The sequence below is a fragment of the Desulfotomaculum sp. 1211_IL3151 genome (genome assembly GCF_036763075.1).
Taxonomy (GTDB): Bacteria; Bacillota; Desulfotomaculia; order Desulfotomaculales; family Desulfotomaculaceae; genus Desulfotomaculum.
In genome coordinates, this window is record NZ_JBAIYV010000022.1 from 1 (window position 1) to 18,394 (window position 18,394).

17 protein-coding genes and 1 pseudogene are annotated in these 18,394 nt (G+C 42.3%); 14 read left to right on the forward strand and 4 right to left on the reverse strand.

The genetic code is table 11. From position 1 onward, the window contains the following. Positions 1 to 180: 180 nt before the first annotated feature. On the reverse strand, positions 181 to 678 hold the full coding sequence (locus V6C11_RS03700) for a DUF2935 domain-containing protein (protein ID WP_333529733.1): 498 nt from the start codon (positions 676 to 678) through the stop codon (positions 181 to 183). A 132-nt stretch (positions 679 to 810) separates the two neighbouring features. Between V6C11_RS03700 and V6C11_RS03705 the strand changes: the two genes are divergently transcribed. The 12 genes and pseudogenes from V6C11_RS03705 to V6C11_RS03760 form a co-directional block, all read left to right on the forward strand. Continuing rightward, positions 811 to 2,964: a Tex family protein gene (locus V6C11_RS03705; protein ID WP_333529734.1), complete on the forward strand. Its 2,154-nt coding sequence runs from the start codon at positions 811 to 813 to the stop codon at positions 2,962 to 2,964. 120 nt (positions 2,965 to 3,084) lie between these two features. Then, complete coding sequence (locus tag V6C11_RS03710) at positions 3,085 to 3,357, forward strand: hypothetical protein (protein WP_333529735.1); 273 nt, start codon at positions 3,085 to 3,087, stop codon at positions 3,355 to 3,357. Between the two features lie 135 nt (positions 3,358 to 3,492). Beyond that, positions 3,493 to 3,660, forward strand: a complete 168-nt coding sequence (locus V6C11_RS03715) for a spore protein P (protein ID WP_333529736.1) — start codon at positions 3,493 to 3,495, stop codon at positions 3,658 to 3,660. Positions 3,661 to 3,915: 255 nt separating this feature from the next. Beyond that, the gene (lysA, locus tag V6C11_RS03720; RefSeq protein WP_333529737.1) at positions 3,916 to 5,259 is read left to right on the forward strand and encodes a diaminopimelate decarboxylase; all 1,344 of its coding nucleotides are present in this window, start codon (positions 3,916 to 3,918) and stop codon (positions 5,257 to 5,259) included. A gap of 257 nt (positions 5,260 to 5,516) precedes the next feature. Continuing rightward, positions 5,517 to 8,240, forward strand: a complete 2,724-nt coding sequence (locus V6C11_RS03725) for a CBS domain-containing protein (RefSeq protein WP_333529738.1) — start codon at positions 5,517 to 5,519, stop codon at positions 8,238 to 8,240. After that, complete coding sequence (locus tag V6C11_RS03730; protein WP_333529739.1) at positions 8,233 to 8,856, forward strand: site-2 protease family protein; 624 nt, start codon at positions 8,233 to 8,235, stop codon at positions 8,854 to 8,856. Before V6C11_RS03725 ends, V6C11_RS03730 begins: the two co-directional genes overlap by 8 nt. Before the next feature lie 18 nt (positions 8,857 to 8,874). Continuing rightward, complete coding sequence (trpS, locus tag V6C11_RS03735; RefSeq protein ID WP_333529740.1) at positions 8,875 to 9,864, forward strand: tryptophan--tRNA ligase; 990 nt, start codon at positions 8,875 to 8,877, stop codon at positions 9,862 to 9,864. 7 nt (positions 9,865 to 9,871) lie between these two features. Continuing rightward, positions 9,872 to 10,636, forward strand: a complete 765-nt coding sequence (locus V6C11_RS03740; RefSeq protein ID WP_333529741.1) for a segregation and condensation protein A — start codon at positions 9,872 to 9,874, stop codon at positions 10,634 to 10,636. Between the two features lies 1 nt (position 10,637). Continuing rightward, a complete protein-coding gene (gene scpB / locus V6C11_RS03745) occupies positions 10,638 to 11,192 on the forward strand; it encodes an SMC-Scp complex subunit ScpB (RefSeq protein ID WP_333529743.1) in 555 nt (184 codons plus the stop codon). Positions 11,193 to 11,382: 190 nt separating this feature from the next. Continuing rightward, on the forward strand, positions 11,383 to 12,252 hold the full coding sequence (locus tag V6C11_RS03750) for a Gmad2 immunoglobulin-like domain-containing protein (protein ID WP_333529744.1): 870 nt from the start codon (positions 11,383 to 11,385) through the stop codon (positions 12,250 to 12,252). 209 nt (positions 12,253 to 12,461) lie between these two features. Continuing rightward, positions 12,462 to 13,097, forward strand: a complete 636-nt coding sequence (locus V6C11_RS03755; protein WP_333529745.1) for a DUF2953 domain-containing protein — start codon at positions 12,462 to 12,464, stop codon at positions 13,095 to 13,097. After that, positions 13,072 to 13,185 (forward strand): annotated as a pseudogene (locus V6C11_RS03760) (GerW family sporulation protein); the annotation flags it as partial. The gene V6C11_RS03755 and the pseudogene V6C11_RS03760, both read left to right, overlap by 26 nt. 104 nt (positions 13,186 to 13,289) lie before the next feature. Here the strand turns inward: V6C11_RS03760 and V6C11_RS03765 are convergent. The 3 genes from V6C11_RS03765 to V6C11_RS03775 all read right to left on the reverse strand — a co-directional run bounded on the left by V6C11_RS03765 (position 13,290) and on the right by V6C11_RS03775 (position 15,675). Beyond that, positions 13,290 to 13,703, reverse strand: coding sequence for a hypothetical protein (locus tag V6C11_RS03765; protein ID WP_333529746.1), 414 nt, complete (start codon positions 13,701 to 13,703; stop codon positions 13,290 to 13,292). A gap of 160 nt (positions 13,704 to 13,863) precedes the next feature. Beyond that, on the reverse strand, positions 13,864 to 14,913 hold the full coding sequence (locus V6C11_RS03770; RefSeq protein WP_333529747.1) for a hypothetical protein: 1,050 nt from the start codon (positions 14,911 to 14,913) through the stop codon (positions 13,864 to 13,866). 582 nt (positions 14,914 to 15,495) lie between these two features. Continuing rightward, positions 15,496 to 15,675 carry a hypothetical protein gene (locus V6C11_RS03775; RefSeq protein WP_333529748.1) on the reverse strand — a complete coding sequence of 60 codons (180 nt, stop codon included), beginning with the start codon at positions 15,673 to 15,675 and terminating at the stop codon, positions 15,496 to 15,498. Positions 15,676 to 16,047: 372 nt separating this feature from the next. Between V6C11_RS03775 and ytfJ the strand changes: the two genes are divergently transcribed. Together ytfJ and V6C11_RS03785 are read left to right on the forward strand one after the other, a co-directional pair. After that, positions 16,048 to 16,485, forward strand: coding sequence for a GerW family sporulation protein (ytfJ, locus tag V6C11_RS03780; RefSeq protein ID WP_333529749.1), 438 nt, complete (start codon positions 16,048 to 16,050; stop codon positions 16,483 to 16,485). Positions 16,486 to 16,612: 127 nt separating this feature from the next. Continuing rightward, entirely contained in the window at positions 16,613 to 18,349 is a 1,737-nt protein-coding gene (locus V6C11_RS03785; RefSeq protein ID WP_333529750.1) for an ATP-binding protein, read from the forward strand. Positions 18,350 to 18,394 lie beyond the last annotated feature (45 nt).

An 18,394-nucleotide genomic window follows, 5' to 3' on the forward strand; every position in this document is an offset into this window, starting at 1 on the left:
ATCCATCGGAATTACCAGTTGATATACATTCCCGGTTAATGTATAATCTGGTTGTAAAGTTTTGTTCACAACTATATTTTACAACAAAAGACGGCTTCTGGCATTTGCCAGTCGCCGTCTTTTGTTGTTTTCCAAGCTTGCCTGACTGCGACAGCCCCATTTCATTTTTTGCTTCCATCTTTATACATTTTCGTCCGGGGCAGGGGGAACGGAAAACATATTCGAATAGGGTGTGGGTCCCTGACAAAGCTGCTGCAGCAAGGTGGAAATTAACTGAAGCATGTAAACTTGCTCATTTTCAATATGATGTATTAAAGTCTGAAATACTGGCTGGTTCGTACCAAAATTTTTCACTTGCTGCAAGATACCAATAAACTCTTGGTCATATTGTAAAAATTGCTGCATTAAGTGGGCAGTCTGTTGAGCCAGGGTAAAGTTGTGCATTGTGTTATGCCGATGCTGGGGAGCAGAAGCCAAAAGCTGCCGTGCCTGCTGATTAATATTGGCAAAGCATTGTCTCATACGTTCCAGACCGGCAACGATAGTAGGGGGTAAGGTAATATTGAGGCATTGGGCTACGTTTGTTATAAAAATAGGGTGTTGGCAACTGATTTCAGACCACAAGATTAATTCCCTAAGACCGCATTCTACGTTGCTAAGATAAGTGTAACAAAACATAAAATACCTCCTTTTGTAATTTGTTACAGTTTATGGAATAAGAATGGTTTATGTGCATGTAATTGGAGGAAGCAGGGGGTTTGATATAGAAAGATATATTTTTTAGAATAAATAAGATAGGGGAATTAACGAATGCATAAGGAAGTAAACCTGTATCGGCTGATTGCTCAGGAAATAGCAGTCAGGGAAAGCCAAGTAGAACAGACTGCTAAATTATTGGATGATGGCAATACAGTTCCATTTATTGCCCGTTATCGTAAGGAAATGACCGGTGAATTGGATGAAGTTCAAATTAGAAAGATATTGGAACGTCTAACTTCACTGAGAAACTTAGAAAAACGCAAGGAAGAGGTTATTCATTCCATAGAGGAGCAAGGTAAGCTTACAGATGAACTTAGGAAAAAGATAACCACGGCCGAGTCATTAACAGCAGTGGAGGATTTATATCAACCATATCGGCCTAAACGAAAAACCCGGGCCAGTGTGGCCAGAGAAAAGGGGCTGGAACCTCTGGCCCTATGGTTAATGCAGGCCAAAAGTGGGGCCCAACCTCTGGAGGAGGCAGCAAACTACCTCAATCCGGAGGCTGGAGTGAACCATGCCGAGGAAGCCTTGCAGGGTGCTATGGATATCATTGCAGAAATTGTTTCGGATGATTCGGAGACCCGTGGTTGGTTACGGCAGTTTACCTCTCAACGCGGCGAATTGGTTACGGAAGTTAAGAAACAAGAGTTGGATGAACGTGGTGTTTACCGGATGTACTACGAGCATAGAGAACCAGTAAAGACCGCACCGCCCCATCGAATTCTGGCCATTAACCGGGGAGAAAAGGAAGATATTTTAAGGGTAAGAATCGATGTTGCCGAAGATGCTGTTTTGGAAAAGCTAAAAGGCCGTTGGCTGTTGCCTCAATCAGGAGCAGCAGAGGTCATGGAAGAGTCCATCAAGGACGGTTATAGAAGATTATTGGCACCGGCAGTGGAAAGAGATATCCGCAACCAACTTACGGAGGTGGCAGAGGAACAGGCCATTGCCGTATTCTCAAAAAATCTAAAGCAGCTTTTATTGCAACCCCCGGTCAAGGGTAAGGTTGTGTTAGGTTTAGACCCGGCCTATCGCACCGGCTGTAAATGGGCGGTGGTTGATAATACAGGCAAATTACTGGAAGTTGGGGTAATCTATCCTACGCCACCGCAAAAAAAGATCCAGGAGGCCAGGGCTGAAATAGACAGGCTGGTAGAGAAATATCAGGTGGATATTATTACCATAGGAAATGGAACGGCCTCGCGGGAAACGGAACAATTTGTGGCAGAACTGCTAAAGGAAAAAGGTTGGCAGAAGATACAATATATTATTGTCAATGAAGCAGGAGCCAGTGTTTATTCTGCCTCGGAGTTAGCCGCCAAGGAATTTCCCGGCCTGGATGTAGCCCAACGCAGTGCTGCCTCAATTGCCCGGAGACTGCAGGACCCTTTGGCTGAGCTGGTTAAAATTGAACCTCGGTCCATCGGGGTGGGCCAATACCAACATGATGTGGCTCCCAAGAGACTGGAAGAAAGTCTCAAGGGAGTAGTGGAATCAGCTGTCAACCTGGTGGGAATAGATTTAAACACAGCATCTACTTCCTTGCTTTCCTATGTATCGGGTATAAATTCAACGGTGGCCAAGAATATTGTCATTTACCGTGAAGAAAACGGTACGTTTATTGAAAGAACCCAGTTGAAAAAGGTACCCAGATTAGGACCCAAGGCCTTTGAACAATGTGTCGGCTTTCTTCGTATTCTTGATGGCAGCAATCCCCTTGATAAAACGGGTATTCACCCAGAATCATATGGCATAGTAAGGGGTTTGCTAAAGGAAATTGGTTGTTCGGAAAATGAAATTGGCAGTCCTGAAATAAAAGAAAAGTTAATCAACCAGGACCTAGAGAAGATGGCGGAAAAGCTGCAGACCGGAGTGCCTACCCTTAAGGACATCATTGATGGGTTGCTTCGCCCGGGGAGAGACCCCAGGGAGGATTTACCGGGCCCGCTTTTTCGGAGTGATATTTTAAAAATTGAAGACTTACAGGTCGGTATGGAGCTAAAGGGTACGGTGCGAAATGTTGTAGACTTTGGTGTTTTTGTAGACGTTGGATTAAAGAATGATGGATTGGTCCATCGCTCTGAATTGAGTGAGCGTCGTTTCCGCCATCCGCTTGATATTGTTTCGGTAGGGGATGTGGTAAATGTAAGAGTACTTTCGGTGGATTTGGAAAGGGGAAGGGTTTCCCTGTCGATGAAATAAATGCTTGGTTCATCCAATTTTTGTCTCTTAGGTCAAAAAGATATTTAAATATTAGCGAAAAAATTGTATAATATAATCATTAATATTACTATTCTTCAATAGAAGGGTAGGTTGTAAATAATGTTGGCTGACCGAAGAGAGTTATTATGGAGAATTGAGCGGGCCATGTTGTCCATGCGGGCCTTGGGTTATAATGCTGAACAAATCGAAAAAGTACTGTCCGATGCTTTTAATCATCAACCCCAGGGAAGCTATAAAGATGAAGAACTAATACCCTTGGTGGAAAAATTAGAGAAAAGGGTTCATCAGGCTAAAAGATGGATTCTTTATTTAAACAGCGGCAGTTGTGGTATTAGTCCAATTGACCAGTCTAAGTCTTCCTGCGATATTTAGAATTGCACGATAAAGTAAGGTATCGAATATTAACCAAGGTAAATAGGGCAATTGACTAATAATTACCAGTTGCCCGAACGATTTTTTTCTTATATAATTAATTGCCTAGCTAGTATATAGGGGAGGGGTGCTTTTATGTCTGATAACACCGTTCGTGATTACGTATTATCTTCCGAAGAACTTAGGGAAATTTGGGAGAAGTACGGGAAACCCGGTGAGGTTGCACCAGGTACCAAGGCTACCAAGAAGAGAAATACTAGAAGAAGCCAAAATAATGTGGAATCGGTGGATAAAACAAACTAGACTTTGAGGTTTCTTTCTGCTTATGCAGGAAGAAGCCTTTTCTTTTATTAAATAGCAAGTATACAGCATTATAAAGGTGTTTTCCTTGACGCTTATTTTTTGCCCATGATATAATTTTTGCAGTTAAAGAGGATGCTTGGACGGCCCTAAGATTATGGCCGTTTTTCTAACACTTTTAGGTTGCCAAAATAAGGAACAAACCTTTTTGTGGCAGTTTTGATCATAGATGGGTATTATATTTCAGGAGGGAAACAAATGAGATTGCAAGGAACTATGCGTATAAATAATAAGCAGCATTTGGAAATCGGTGGTTGTGATACATTGGATCTGGCAAAAGAATTTGGTACTCCTCTTTATGTTATTGATGAGGCAATGTTCAGGGAGAATTGCCGGGCCTACTACAAGGCATTTACGGAGGCTTACGGGGCCGCCGTTATTTACGCCAGTAAAACATTAAGCAACCTGGCCATTTGTACCATGGTTGAACAAGAAGGTTTGGGTTTAGATGTTGTATCCGGCGGGGAACTGTATACAGCTGCCAAAGCACGCTTTCCCATGGAAAGGGTATATTTCCATGGCAACAACAAATCCGCTGCTGAGCTTCGTATGGCATTGGAGTGTAAGGTGAACCGGATCATGGTTGACAATAAGCAGGAGTTGGCATTGCTAAATGACATAGCCGGTGAGATGGGTGTTAAAGCATCAATTATTCTTCGATTAAGTCCCGGGGTCGAGGCCCACACCCACGAATATATTAAAACCGGCCAAATTGACTCAAAGTTTGGTCTGGCCATTGAAAATGGTATGGCCATGTCCAGTGTAAAACAATGTCGGGATTTACCAAACATTCAGCTTAAGGGGTTCCATTGCCATATTGGTTCACAAATTTTTGAATTAGAATCCTATGCCCATGCCGCCGATGTGATGATGACCTTTGTCAAGGATGTCTATTTAGAAACAGGGTTTGTAACGGAGGAACTTAATCTTGGCGGTGGTTTAGGCATCTATTACTTTGCCGGGGATCAGCCCTGTTCCATCACAGAATATGCAGGTATTATGATTGGTGCAGTAAGGGAAAAAGCCGCCGAATTTGGCCTTCCCGTACCCAAGGTGATGGTAGAACCCGGTCGATCCATTGCCGGCCCCACTGGTACCACCCTTTACACCATTGGAACAATAAAAGATATTCCCCAGATTCGTAAATATGTATCAGTGGATGGCGGTATGGCCGATAATCCTCGCCCAGCTTTATATCAGGCAAAGTATGAGGCCTGTGCAGCCAACCGCATGAATGAAGAGGCAGTGGAGAAGGTTTCCATTGCCGGAAAATGCTGTGAATCAGGGGATATGCTGATATGGGATATTAAGCTGCCGGAACTTCGTGCGGGTGATATATTAGCCGTTGCTGGCACCGGTGCCTACAATTACGCCATGTCGATGAATTACAATAGACTCCCCCGCCCGGCGATGGTTTTAGTGCATGAAGGGAAGGCGGATTTGATTATCAAAAGAGAGGATTACGCGGATTTACTCCGTAATGATATGCTGCCGGAAAGACTTTGCAGTTCTGTAATTAAGTTGGCCTCTTCTTCCAGGTAAGTTTTTTATAAAGATTTGCAGGTGCTAGTTATCCCCCTGGGCTATCGGCGTCGAGTTTAGGAGCGAAGGGGGATGACGAAGCACTCTTTCGCTGATGCAATATGCCCCGCACAGACCTTTTATATTTTCACCCGTGGTTAGTTATGTAGAAAATTGACTGAAATACAGCACCCAAGTCGGGTGCTTTTTTCTTTTAGTGGGGTGTGGTATAATTTAATGTATTTACAAAAAAATACACTTTTCTAGGGGGTGTAAGGGTGGAGATCATTACAACACATGTTAATACCGATCTTGATGGTTTGGCGGCTATGGTGGCAGCGCAAAAAATATATCCTGGGGCCGAACTTATTTTCCCTGGAAAATTATCTCGTAACGTGGAAGAGTTTTTGGCACTACATAAAGATACCCTCAAGAATGTTCGAAATATCAAAGACATTAATATTAATAAAGTAAAGCGTCTGATTATGGTAGATACCAAAAGTCCCGGCCGGGTATCCAAACTTAAGGAATTGTTTAACCGACCCGGAGTGGAGGTGCACATTTATGACCACCATCCAAGGGCGGAGGGAGACGTTTGTGGTAAAGTCGAAGTGGTTGAAACCGTAGGGGCTGCCACAACGCTATTAATTGAAAAAATACGCAACAAGGGACTGGAAATTACACCCTTAGAGGCAACGATCATGGCCCTGGGGATTTATGAAGATACGGGCTGCTTGGTTTTTACGAGTACCACTCCCAGAGATATCCGAGCAGCCGCCTTTCTATTGGAACAGGGAGCAAACCTAGCTGTGGTAGCTGATTTTTTAGGCCGTCCCTTAACGGAGGAACAAAAAGCTTTGCTTAAAGAGCTTTTAGTTACAGCAGAACACCATCTGATCAACGGTACCAAAGTTCTTATTGCTAAGGGCAATGTGGATGAGTTTGTGGGAGGACTCGCTCTCCTTACTCATAAATTGTCGGAGATTGAGCGCACCGATGCTGTGTTTGCCGTGGTGGAGATGGAGGATCGAGTTCATCTGGTGGGTCGCTGTGCTCTTAAGGAAGTAAATTGCAGGGATATTATGCTTGAATTTGGCGGCGGCGGACACCCGGCTGCTGCTTCTGCTACGATAAAGGGTCAAACTGTTGATGAAGTAGCAGGGAAGTTATTGGAATTAATTAAAGGAAAGATCCAACCTCCCCTTACGGTCGAAGATATTATGTCCAGCCCGGTTAAAATGGTGTTTCCTGAAACGACCATTGAGGAAGCTGGTAAAATTATGCTGCGTTATGGTCATACCGGCTTACCGGTGATCAAGGATGATAAGCTAGTGGGAGTTATTTCCAGGCGAGATGTAGAAAAGTCTACCCACCATGGGCTGGGTCATGCGCCGGTAAAAGGTTTTATGACGGTTAATGTAGTAACTGTAACCAAAGAGATTAATATTCATGCTGTGCAAGATTTAATGATCGCAAAGGATATAGGCAGACTTCCGGTTGTAGAAGGGAACATGGTCATCGGCATAGTTTCCCGCACCGATGTACTACGAACCCTTCATGAGGGGTTTAAGGGGCGGTATTCGACAACCTATAATGATAAAAAATCCAGCTCAGGGGCCAATATTAGGCCAGATATGCAGCGGGCACTGCCTAGGCGCATTATGAATATCCTGACAAAGGCTGGCGAGGTAGCCCAAGAATTAGACTATCAGGTATACGCTGTGGGCGGCCTGGTAAGGGATGTATTACTGAAGGTAGAAAACCTGGATGTTGATCTGGTGGTGGAAGGTAACGGTATTGAAATGGCCAACCATTTGGCCCAGGTTATTGGTGGTAGGGTGCGGCCCCATGAGAAATTTGGCACGGCTGAAATTATTTTCCCCGATGGTTTCTGGGTGGATGTGGTCACCGCAAGGGTGGAGTATTATGAATATCCCGCTGCCCTGCCCCAGGTGGAGCAGTCCTCTCTTAAGCATGATCTCTACCGCAGGGATTTTACCATTAACGCCATGGCAGTGGCCCTAAATCCAGGACGTTTTGGGGAGTTAGTAGATTATTTTAACGGCAGGGATGACTTGCAAATCGGCGCCATCCGGGTTCTCCATAATATTAGTTTTATTGAAGATCCCACCCGTATTCTGAGGGCCATCCGTTTTGAACAGCGTTATGATATGATTATCGAGCCCCAGACCCTGCGATTAATAGAGGAAGCTGTGCGGGAAAAGGTTATTTCCCGTCTATCCACCGAACGAATGTGGGGAGAATTGCGCCATATCTTAGAGGAAGCGGACCCCGAGCATATGTTGGATCGGATGTCTGAATTAGGAGTTTGGGATTATCTTTTCCCGGAGATTACCTTTTGGGAAATTCAATATGTGATTAGTGAAATTCCCCAGGCCTTGATGATTTTACGCAACTGGGGCTGGTCTGAGCCTGCGGAAAAATGGCTGCCGTATTTTCTGGCTATTTTACACTTAACCACCCAGGAAAAGGCCTATAATATATGTGAACGCTACAATTTGGGTCGCAGACAAACGGATAAAGTGCTGGATACCATTGCCTATGGCAGAGTAGCCCTAAGAAAACTATCGACCACGGAGGATGTACCGCTTTCTGATTTGACCAAAATTGTGCAAACCTTACCTAGGGAAGCATACCCATTGTTCCTGGCCCTGTTGGAAGACAAAAACGCCATTCGCCGCTTCCGCCTGGTTATGGAATCGGTGCATAAAAACAAACCGATGGTCAATGGCAAGGATATTCGGGAAATGGGCTATCAACCAGGTCCCATGTACCGACGGGCCCTGGATGCTGTTTGGCGTGCCAGGCTGGACGGTTTAATTGAAACAAGGGAAGATGAGCTGGCCTACGTAAAGTCCTATTTGGAGCAAAACAATGCACCCAAAATACAGCCTAAGCAGCCCAGGCCAGCCGTTCCGGCGGCTGGGCCAAACCAGGGGAATAAAGGAAAGAAAAAGAAGGGAACGAGGCCAATTGTTTAATTTTCCAACGATACAGGAATTATTATTAATGGCACCTCCCATTTTATTTGCCTTGACCTTGCATGAGTATGCCCACGCTTTCACTGCCTATCGTTTGGGTGATAAAACCGCTTACTACGAAGGCAGGTTAACGGCAAATCCCCTCAAGCACCTGGACCCATTGGGTACGCTGCTTTTGTTTTTAGCCGGTTTCGGTTGGGCCAAACCGGTACCAGTTAATCCCTTTCACTTTGATGACAGAAAAAAGGGCATGATGCTGGTGTCACTGGCTGGACCAATGACGAATCTATTGTTGGCTTTTTTGGGTGCCATCGTACTTGGCTTGCTAAAGCCCACAGGTGGTTTAAGCTTTATGCTGGGTTATTTTATTTATATAAACGTCTTGCTGGCTGTATTTAATTTGTTGCCGATACCGCCATTGGATGGTTCCAAAATATTAGCCGGCTTATTGCCGGGACCACAGCAGTGGCTCTATCAGTTGGAACGCTACGGCACTGCCATTTTATTGGTGCTGATATTCTTCGGATTCCTTAGCCCCATCCTGAGATTCTTTATTTACCCGATTGTGAACTTATTAAGCACACTGGCAAATTTAATTGCTGGATTACCACTATAAACTAAAGGAGAATGCATAATGGCTAGCAAAGGAGTAATTTTAAGTGAAATGAGACCTACAGGCCGGCTGCATCTAGGGCACCAGAGTGTGCTCAATAATTGGGTTCGCCTGCAGGAAGAATACAATTGCTATTTTGGTGTAGCGGATTGGCATGCCCTGACCACAGGCTGGGAGGAAGCCAAAGACATACGTGCCAATACCATTGAAATGGTAGCAGACTGGTTAGCAAATGGTTTAGATCCAGAAAAATGTGCTCTTTTCAGGCAGTCCGCTGTTCAGGAACATGCAGAACTGCATTTGCTTTTATCCATGGTTACCCCGCTTTCCTGGTTGGAGAGGGTACCAACCTACAAAGATCAAATTCAAAAATTAGGTGAGTTGGGTAAGGATATTAATAGCTATGGCTTTTTGGGCTATCCTTTACTAATGGCTGCAGATATTTTGGTTTATAAAGCCAATGCAGTGCCGGTGGGTGAGGACCAAACACCCCATGTCGAGCTAACCAGAGAGGTGGCCAGACGTTTCAATCACCTGTTTAAGCCGGTCTTTCCCGAACCCCAGGCCATTATCAATAAAGATGTGGCAGTTTTGCCTGGTGTTGATGGTGCCAAAATGAGCAAAAGCTATCATAATTACATTTCCATGGGTGCCGGCACCGAGGAGATTAAAAAGCATGTCAACTTAATGGTCACAGATCCAGCCCGTATTCGTAAAACCGATCCGGGTAATCCGGATGTCTGTGTGGTTCACAAGTTCCATCGTATCTACAACTCCAGTATTCTGGAAGGGATCGAAACCGAGTGCCGGGCCGGCCAAATCGGTTGTGTGGCCTGTAAAAAACAACTAACCGGAGCCTTGGAAGAGAATTTAGGACCAATCCGGGAGCGACGGGAGCAAGTACTTGCGAAAAAAGGATATGTTGAAGAAATTTTACAAGCCGGCGAAGCAAAAGCCCGGCAGGCCACGGTAAAGACATTGGAAGAGGTTCGGGCAGCCATTTTTGGTTAGGATGTGAGTGATTTTTTTGTCCTATGCAGTTAAATTATCCGCCTTTGAGGGGCCCTTGGATTTATTGTTACACTTAATTGATAAGGATCAAATTAATATCTACGATATTCCCATTGCTCAAATTACCTCCCAGTACCTTGCCTATATCAAACAAATGCAGGCCATGGACATGGATGTGGCCAGTGAATTTTTGCTGATGTCTGCCACCTTAGTCTCGATCAAGGCAAGAATGCTCTTGCCCCGAACAAAAGCAGGACAGGAAACAGAGGAAGAAGCAGGGCCTGACCCACGGGAGGAATTGGTACAGAGACTGCTGGAATACAAAAAATTTAAAGAAGTGGCTTCTTTTTTAAAGGACCAGGAACGACAGGCTGGGAAGACATATACCAGGACCAATCATATTGATATGTACCAGCACCTATTTAGACCCCAGGACCCCTTAAGTGGAGTAACAATGGAAAAACTCCTAATCTCATTGCAGAAGGTTTTACAACGGGCCGGCGCAAAACTTTCGATACCCCTGGAGATTACCCGGGAAGAGATTCAGGTTCCTGAAAAAATGCGTCAATTGTTGGCAAAACTTATCCTCTACCCGGAAGGGGTAGACTTTACCAGGCTTTTTGACGATGATGCAACTCGTATGGAAATTGTAGTAACCTTTATGGCCCTATTAGAGTTATTAAAATTAGGTCAAATCTCCGTGGTTCAGAATGAAACCTTTGGTGAGATAACCATCTTGCGTCGAGTTCAGAAATTATCTGAGGAGGCCTAGGATGGCAGTATTATTTAAAGATCAAACAAAGGCAGCTTTGGAAGCACTCTTATTTGTGGCCAGTGACCCCCTTACGGTGCAAGCACTGGCACGAATTACTGAAATTGATGTGGCAGATGCAGTGGAATTGCTGCAAGAAATGGCCCAGGAATATGAGGCCAGACCAGGAGGCCTTAAAATTGTTGAAGTGGCCGATACCTGGCAGATGTGTACAAGACCCGAATGTGCTCCCTATGTAGAGAGATTATACCGTAAAAGTGGCACGGGTTTATCCCGGGCAGCCATCGAAACCCTGGCCATTATCGCTTACCGACAGCCCATAACAAGATCGGAAGTAGAACTGATTCGGGGTGTCAAGGTGGATTCTCCCATTAATACCTTGCTGGAAAGAGCCTTAATAGAGGAGAAAGGTAGAAGGGAAGGCCCCGGGCGGCCCGTACTTTACGGTACCACCAATGAATTTTTAAGACATTTTGACCTAAAAAAAATATCGGATCTCCCACCTTTAGAAGAATTTTTGGTGGAGGGAGAAATGCTTGATATGGAAGAGGCATAAATGCGACAGGGGAATGATTCCCACTGTCGCTTTTGTTTTGCCCTGGCCCAAGGACTTTGCTTGAAAGAGCGGTAAATGGTTGCTTATTTTTTGGCTAGTTTTAAGCCGTTTTCGTATAAAAATAGCTTAAATACGCATAAATAACCAAAAAGTGCTAAAAATATTAATAAAAACCACTGGAGGGGTCTTTATGAAAAACACTTTAAGGGCTTTATGCTTTATTTTATTAATGTTGGTGCCCTTTGGCTGCACAGCTGCTAAAAAGCCGGAGCCTCAGCCACAGCCGAAAACCATTGTTGTACCGGATGTATCCAGAGTATCCTTTGAAACAATTGATTTTGATCAATCTCCGGAAATTGTGCAAGCATTGGCAAAAAACCATCAAGAAAAGCATTTTGCTACTTGGACCAGTGTAAATGGTAAAAATTATGTTTTAGTAAGCCGCCAGAATTTACCCGTGGGTAAAGACATTGAAATAACAGAAATTGAGCGCAGAATTCCCGCCAATGATTTTGATTGGGTAAATGTTAAATTAAATTACCGTAATTCATTATTAGAAGATAAGGATCGTAAAGACAATGAAGATAGGAAACCCATCGTTGCTTCCTTTACCCTGGACAGGCCTGTGAAAGCCCTTGGATTTGAGATGACAAGAGAAAAAGAAGGACAGGGTCCTGTACCTGTTGCTCCCGCTCCCCAGACCACTCCGCAGCCAGCACCCAATAAATCCATAGAAAAGGGCTTAAAATTAGATAGTCCTAAGCCTGGTGAACAGGTTAAAGGGTCGATAAGTGTTTCTGGAACGGCTGTTGGCATGGAGGGTAACGTTAGAGTCAGAATTAAAGATTCTAGCGGGCTGACCTTAGCTGAAAAACCGATGCCAATTAACGGCAATAAATTTAGTGGTACCCTAAGTTATAGTCCCCCAGCCAATCCTGAAAAAGGCACGGTGGAAGCTTTTATTAGTGGTGAAGGCGGCGTAGAAAAAGATACGGTCTCAATTCCCGTTACCATCCTGCCAACCACCACCAATGAACCTGAACCCATTGGCGCACCCTAGGCACATATTCAACACAGGGGCCGTACGGCCAGGAGCCATGAGCTGAAGACCCTTGAGCATAACAGGCACAGAAAGCTTAATGGCCATGGCTCATGGCCATTTACTGACTAAATGCTGAAGGCTGCCGGTTAATTCGTCTTCAAAGTAACAATGAAAGGAGTGACCAAAGTCTGTTAGCATTGTATATTTTTATTGGCTTGGGACTACTAATGGCTTTGGTTCTCCTTTCTGACATGAAGGTACACCTTAAGTATTTTCGCGTCGGGGAAGATGACACCATCAGTCTTGAGTTTTTTCTTTTGGGTTTCATTAACTATAGGCTGGAGGTACCTGTGGTTATTTTCCGGCAAAAACTATCTGGGATATCCCTCACCACCAGGACAGAATTGGAGACTGGCGGGGAAAATCCCAAGGAATTAATGGGAAGACATGGGGAACACACCATTTCAAGTGTAGAGGAAGCAATGGCGCTTTATCACCGGTGGTGGCCCTACCTCAAGGACATAAAAAAAGATATTGAGCACCTGTTGGGGCATTTGAATCTGGAACGTTTTATTTGGAAGCTAAAAATAGGGACAGGTGATGCCGCTGCCACCGGTATTATAACGGGCTTGGCGTGGAGTATCATGGGCGGGTTTACGGCAGCATTTTATAAAAAAATTGCCTTGGGTAGACCAAAACCAGAGCTTCATGTGGAACCAAACTTTAAAAAAGAAGTTTTTTCGACATCACTAGATTGCATATTTAAAATTCGTGTTGGAAATATTATGATCACTGGTATTAAAATTATTTATAAAAAGGTAAAAAGACGGGGGGTGAATGATGTTGTCAGAACATCCCATTGAAGGTTTGATGAAAACGGCTATGGAAAGTATTAAGGAAATGGTTGATGTAAACACGGTGGTGGGCGACCCTGTGGAGACTCCTGACGGGTTAGATGTTCGTAAATAACACCAAAGTAAAGCTATGTTAGATATAATTTACTCTGGTTATATTGTTATATAAATTAAGATGAGGATATTTATAAAATATACTTTTTATTTAACATTTCGGATTAGATAATCAGAAATACTGACTGCCTCCTTCCTATTAATGCATGGCCCTGATATTAACCAGTTACTCGAACTGTATACACCATTCCCCTTATTCATATGTACATCAATTGTTATTTTCTTAAACATATCATTTATATAAATCATTCCATAGTGTTCATTTGCTTCTTCGATAGATGTCATTTTGTATTCATTAAATTTCATTGGAGTATTTGAATAATTGAAGACCTTATCACCAACTTTTATAGTACCTAAAAACTCATCTGTTTTACCAAATAAACTCCTATAATATTTTCCATCAACTTTAATATCAGTGTATTCTACAAGTTCTTTCTTCTCCGTGTGATACTTTATTCCTTTGTATTGATAATGTATTTCTTTAGCACCAGTATATGCCATATAAAATCTAGTCGCTAAAAGAAGTATAAACATTGCAATGCACAAAAATATTAAGTAATAAGAAAAAATTTTAAAATCACTAATTCCCCCCACCCCCAAGATTTATTTGATTCTGAAACCCCCATTAAGGAGGTTTCAGATATATTAAGAAATTTTGGTGCTAATTAATAGATGTGAATCTAGTATAATCATTAGGCGTCCAGTAGTCAAAACTCTCATCGTAGGGAATTGAATCATTCATATAAGCATAAGCCTTCTTATCTAAAGAATTATAATTTGGTGAATAGTAAGGTTTGGAAGGATCCTGTTTATAGCTAGGTGAAGACATTAGTGCCTTGTAATATACATAATGATTAAAATTAACATTGGCTCTTGAACCAATAGCCTTAACAGAGTATACATACCTACCCATGTCATAAACCTCAATGGAAGTATATTTCTTGTACTTATCCTCAATCAAACTAGCCTGCCAAAAGTCAGCTGTATTCGCAGGATAGGAACTGAAATCGCTTATATTAGGAAAGAACAATTTTGCTACTACATATTCTGTGCCATATATTCTTGCAATTGTCCCATTTAAAATGTATTGTCCTATATTTTTAATAGTACCAGTAATATAGGTTTTAGTACTTGTTCCTGATTTAACCGACTGGAAAGGAGTTCTGTTTTCAGCATAGAATATTTCATCCAAATATTTATAGTTATTGTATCCAACATAATAATATGACGACGATTTAGACCAACTAGCTGTAGCCTCCACACCAGAGTTTTCATCTATAGGTTTTTTAGGAGTATAAATTTTTAATTCTTTAGGACTTTCACTATCGGGTTCTTGAGCTTTTTCAGACATAGCCTTTATATCTGAAGCCATACATTGATTTATATCATATTGTGCGATCGTATCCTCTACTTCTGTCGAATCTAATAGGTTAACCCTAACTTCCTTTACTCTTAAAAAAGTATCTTCATTGACTCTTAATAGCTTATTATACTCTTTATCGTTTTGTAATGAATCTTTATCAGTTATTTCAAAAATATCTTCACCCTTATGTTTCTTAATCTTTAGAGCCTTTTCACCTTCGGAGCTTAATTTATATTCCCCATGCCCCTTCTCTTGAACAACCACTTCATCAGAACTTGCAAATGCAAAAGAACTAAACATGAAAAGCAGAGTTAGACTAAGTATTAGAGTTTTGAACGTTTTTCTCATAGCTTGTTTCCTCCTTAATTTATTCTTATTATAAAGATTTAATTTAACACCGAAACCTATGGTCACCCCCTCTCTAAATAAAAGATAACAGAGGGTGGGGTTTGGTTTCATAAAAAATACCCAAATAATCGACACATAACAACAAATTATACCATAACAGGGATTATTTGTTGCTTGTCAAATTCTTGATATGAATTCAACTTTCCGGGGGTAAATATGTTTAAGTTCCTTAAGAAAAAAAGTTGATCCAGAATATAGTAAGCTAATTTTTACACTATATTATAAGTCTGCCTATAATGGCTGAATATTTCGGCGTAAAAGAGCTACTTTATCGGAAAAAGAGAGCCACCTTCACGGAGTAGAGAGCCATACTGCCCCCTGATGACTCTTTGGGTTTGTCGACAATTTGTTTTGAACTGATCACTTTTTCTGGTATCACCTCCAATGGTGGTGGATACTGTGGGTATTGTGGATAACCTTTTGTTGTAAAGATGTTGGTATGAAGATATTTTAGAAGGTTAGTTTTCCAGCAGATCATGCCGTAGCAATAGCATGACCTGCTGGGTAGCCTAAATTAATTTCCTAGAAATCCGCATATTTGGTTGGTATTTCAATACCGTACTTTTTCAGAATGCCCATGAGAATTTCGTTTTCTGCTCGTAGTTCACCCAGGCTTTTAAGAACTTGTCTATGATCAGACAATAGCTCTTGAAAAATATTGTATAACTCTTCATAGCGTTCTTTGTAATTTTTCCTGATCATTCGTTTGCACCTCCGGACTTATTGGCGTTTAAGCCGTGGCGCTCACGCATGGATATTCTGTAATTTATCACCGTCATTGGCGTGAAATGGTTACTGCCAAAGCGTGGTTCACTACACTTATGGGGTTAAATTTTATACATTAATCAAATTCCTTTTTACACCTAATATTTCGGAATATTTAAAGCTAATTTTAGAAATGATAGAAATACCAACGTGCATGAGTAGTTCTTCAAAATACACGAAAATAAGTAGCAGTTTTAAAGTCAGAGTAAAGCATTTTTAGTATTTCCCCGGTGTATAATTAATTTGTTCTTGGGAATATTATGCTAAAAGAAGTCAATTTATTGAACGTTAAGGAAGAGGTGGTCGATTTTGTCAGAGCATCCAATAGAAGGATTAATGAAGACTGCCATGGAGAGCATCAAGGAAATGGTTGATGTAAACACGGTGGTGGGCGACCCTGTGGAGACTCCTGACGGCAGTGTAATAATTCCTGTCTCTAGGGTGGCATGTGGTTTTGCTGCTGGCGGTGGGGAATATTCAACAGGGATCAATAGTAAGGCAAACGGTAATGGGGACTCAATAGGCTCACCCTTTGGTGGTGGTAGTGGTGCAGGTGTATCCGTACAGCCAATGGGTTTCCTGGTAGTTGGGAATGGTCAAATTCGTCTGTTACCAGTAGATGATAGCCATGCATTGTTTGATCGCCTAATTGATGCAGCACCTCAAATGTTAAACCAAATACAGAGTATGTTTAACAAAGGTGGCAAAAATACTGCAGAAAGCTGCAATACACAACCTGTTGTATAGAAAAGTGGGGGCTTCCCCACTTTTTTGCTTTTTAAAATGGGACATATGTCCCAACGATTTTTCGCAGGAACCAAGGTCTAGTCTGTCGAAAATAGGTAAAACTCCAAATGAAATGGAGGTTGCTTGGGTGATTGACCGCTTGATTTCTGTACCACACCTTAATCAGTCAGCGATGTATTCAATTTGGGAAAGGTTTATTGCAGGAGAAAATGTTGATGCAACCGATATTTTCCCAAAGACTTATGATGCTTGGTTGCGGTGTGTAGCGTATAATATTAACCCTCATCAAATAAACATAAAAAAATTGACGGATGAAGAACTATATTATAGAAGATCCCACCTAAAAAGTGTACTAGATCTACTTGAGCCCCACATTCAAACCATCAAAACTACCCTTAGCACGCAAAACCAAACCTTCCTAATTCTCATAGCTGATTCCGAAGGAATTATCCTAAAGTCATTTACAGGCAAAGATACCACAAGTAATTTTATAAATATTCCCTATGAGTCCGGTGTCAGTTTTGCCGAGCCAGTGATGGGAAACAATGGGGTTGGCTCTGTTTTGGCTAATGGCATACCACTGGCAGTTATTGGAGCGGAGCATTATGTAAAGGATTTTCACCGGTGGTCCTTTGTGGGTTCACCCATTATCGGTGAAGAAGGGGATACCATAGCGGTTTTGTCCGTTGCCATGCCTTGTGGCTTGGAAAGTCCTTACACCTTAAGTTTAACCGTAGCGGCAACAAAGGCAGTTGAAGCGGCCATAAAACAAAACCAAATGGAAAAAAAGCTATTCGATGCAGGGAAGGCCCTGCGTGTCTTGATGCAGCAAAGTGATATCATTTTTAATGCGATGTCCCAGGGGGTAATTATTCTAAACAGGGAAGGAATTGTCACCTTTTTTAACAGGGCGGCCGAAAAGATCTGGCATAAAGAAGCAAACGAAATAATCGGGAAACCTTTCGAGAGTTTTCATTTCTGTCAACGGGGTTACCATCTTTTAATTCAGACCATTGAGGAGGCAAGATCCTTTACCAATATTGAATGCAAATGTTGCAACCTACAAACGGAAAAATTCCTTTTGGTCAACACCAGCTTATTACGGGATGAAAAAAACTCTGTTTCCGGAGCCATCGGGATTTATACAGATGTTACAGATTTACGCCGTCAAGAGGCACGCATTAAAGAGCAGCAAAAGCTTGCGGTGGTTGGCCAAATGGCCGCAGGTATGGCCCATGAAATCAGAAATCCTTTAACTTCTGTCAGGGGCTTTGCCCAACTGATGAGCGAAAAAATGGCAGGACAAAATAGTGTTTTTAAAGAATTTATGGAAATTATGATTCAAGAAATTGATCAGGCAGATACCTTTATTAATAATTTTCTTCAGCTGGCTAAACCAAAACAACCGGAAAGACAACCCTGTTCATTAAATCAATTAATTACTGATTTCATAAAGATATTTGAAACCCAGGCCTTCCTCCAGGGAGTAAAAATAATTACCGATTTAACGGAATTACCGAAAGTTATTGTTGATCAGGACCAAATCAAACAAGTACTGCTAAATCTTTGTCAAAATTCCCTTCAGGCTATGAATATGCAAGGAACCATTATAATCGCCACGGATTATCATCCGACAGAAAATGAGGTTAGTCTTTCGGTGCAGGATAATGGACCTGGAATTAATCCGGATGACCTGGAAAAACTGGGAACCCCCTTTTTTACCACCAAGGACAAAGGAACAGGACTGGGGTTATCCATTTCCTATACCATTGTTGACAAACATCGGGGTCGTATTGAGGTAGTCAGCCAACTGGGTGAAGGGACTTGCTTTACCGTTTACTTACCATTGGACGAACAGTTCTAATTGGCCAACCCCCCTCATAAATATCTCCTAGGAGGACAAGGGGGG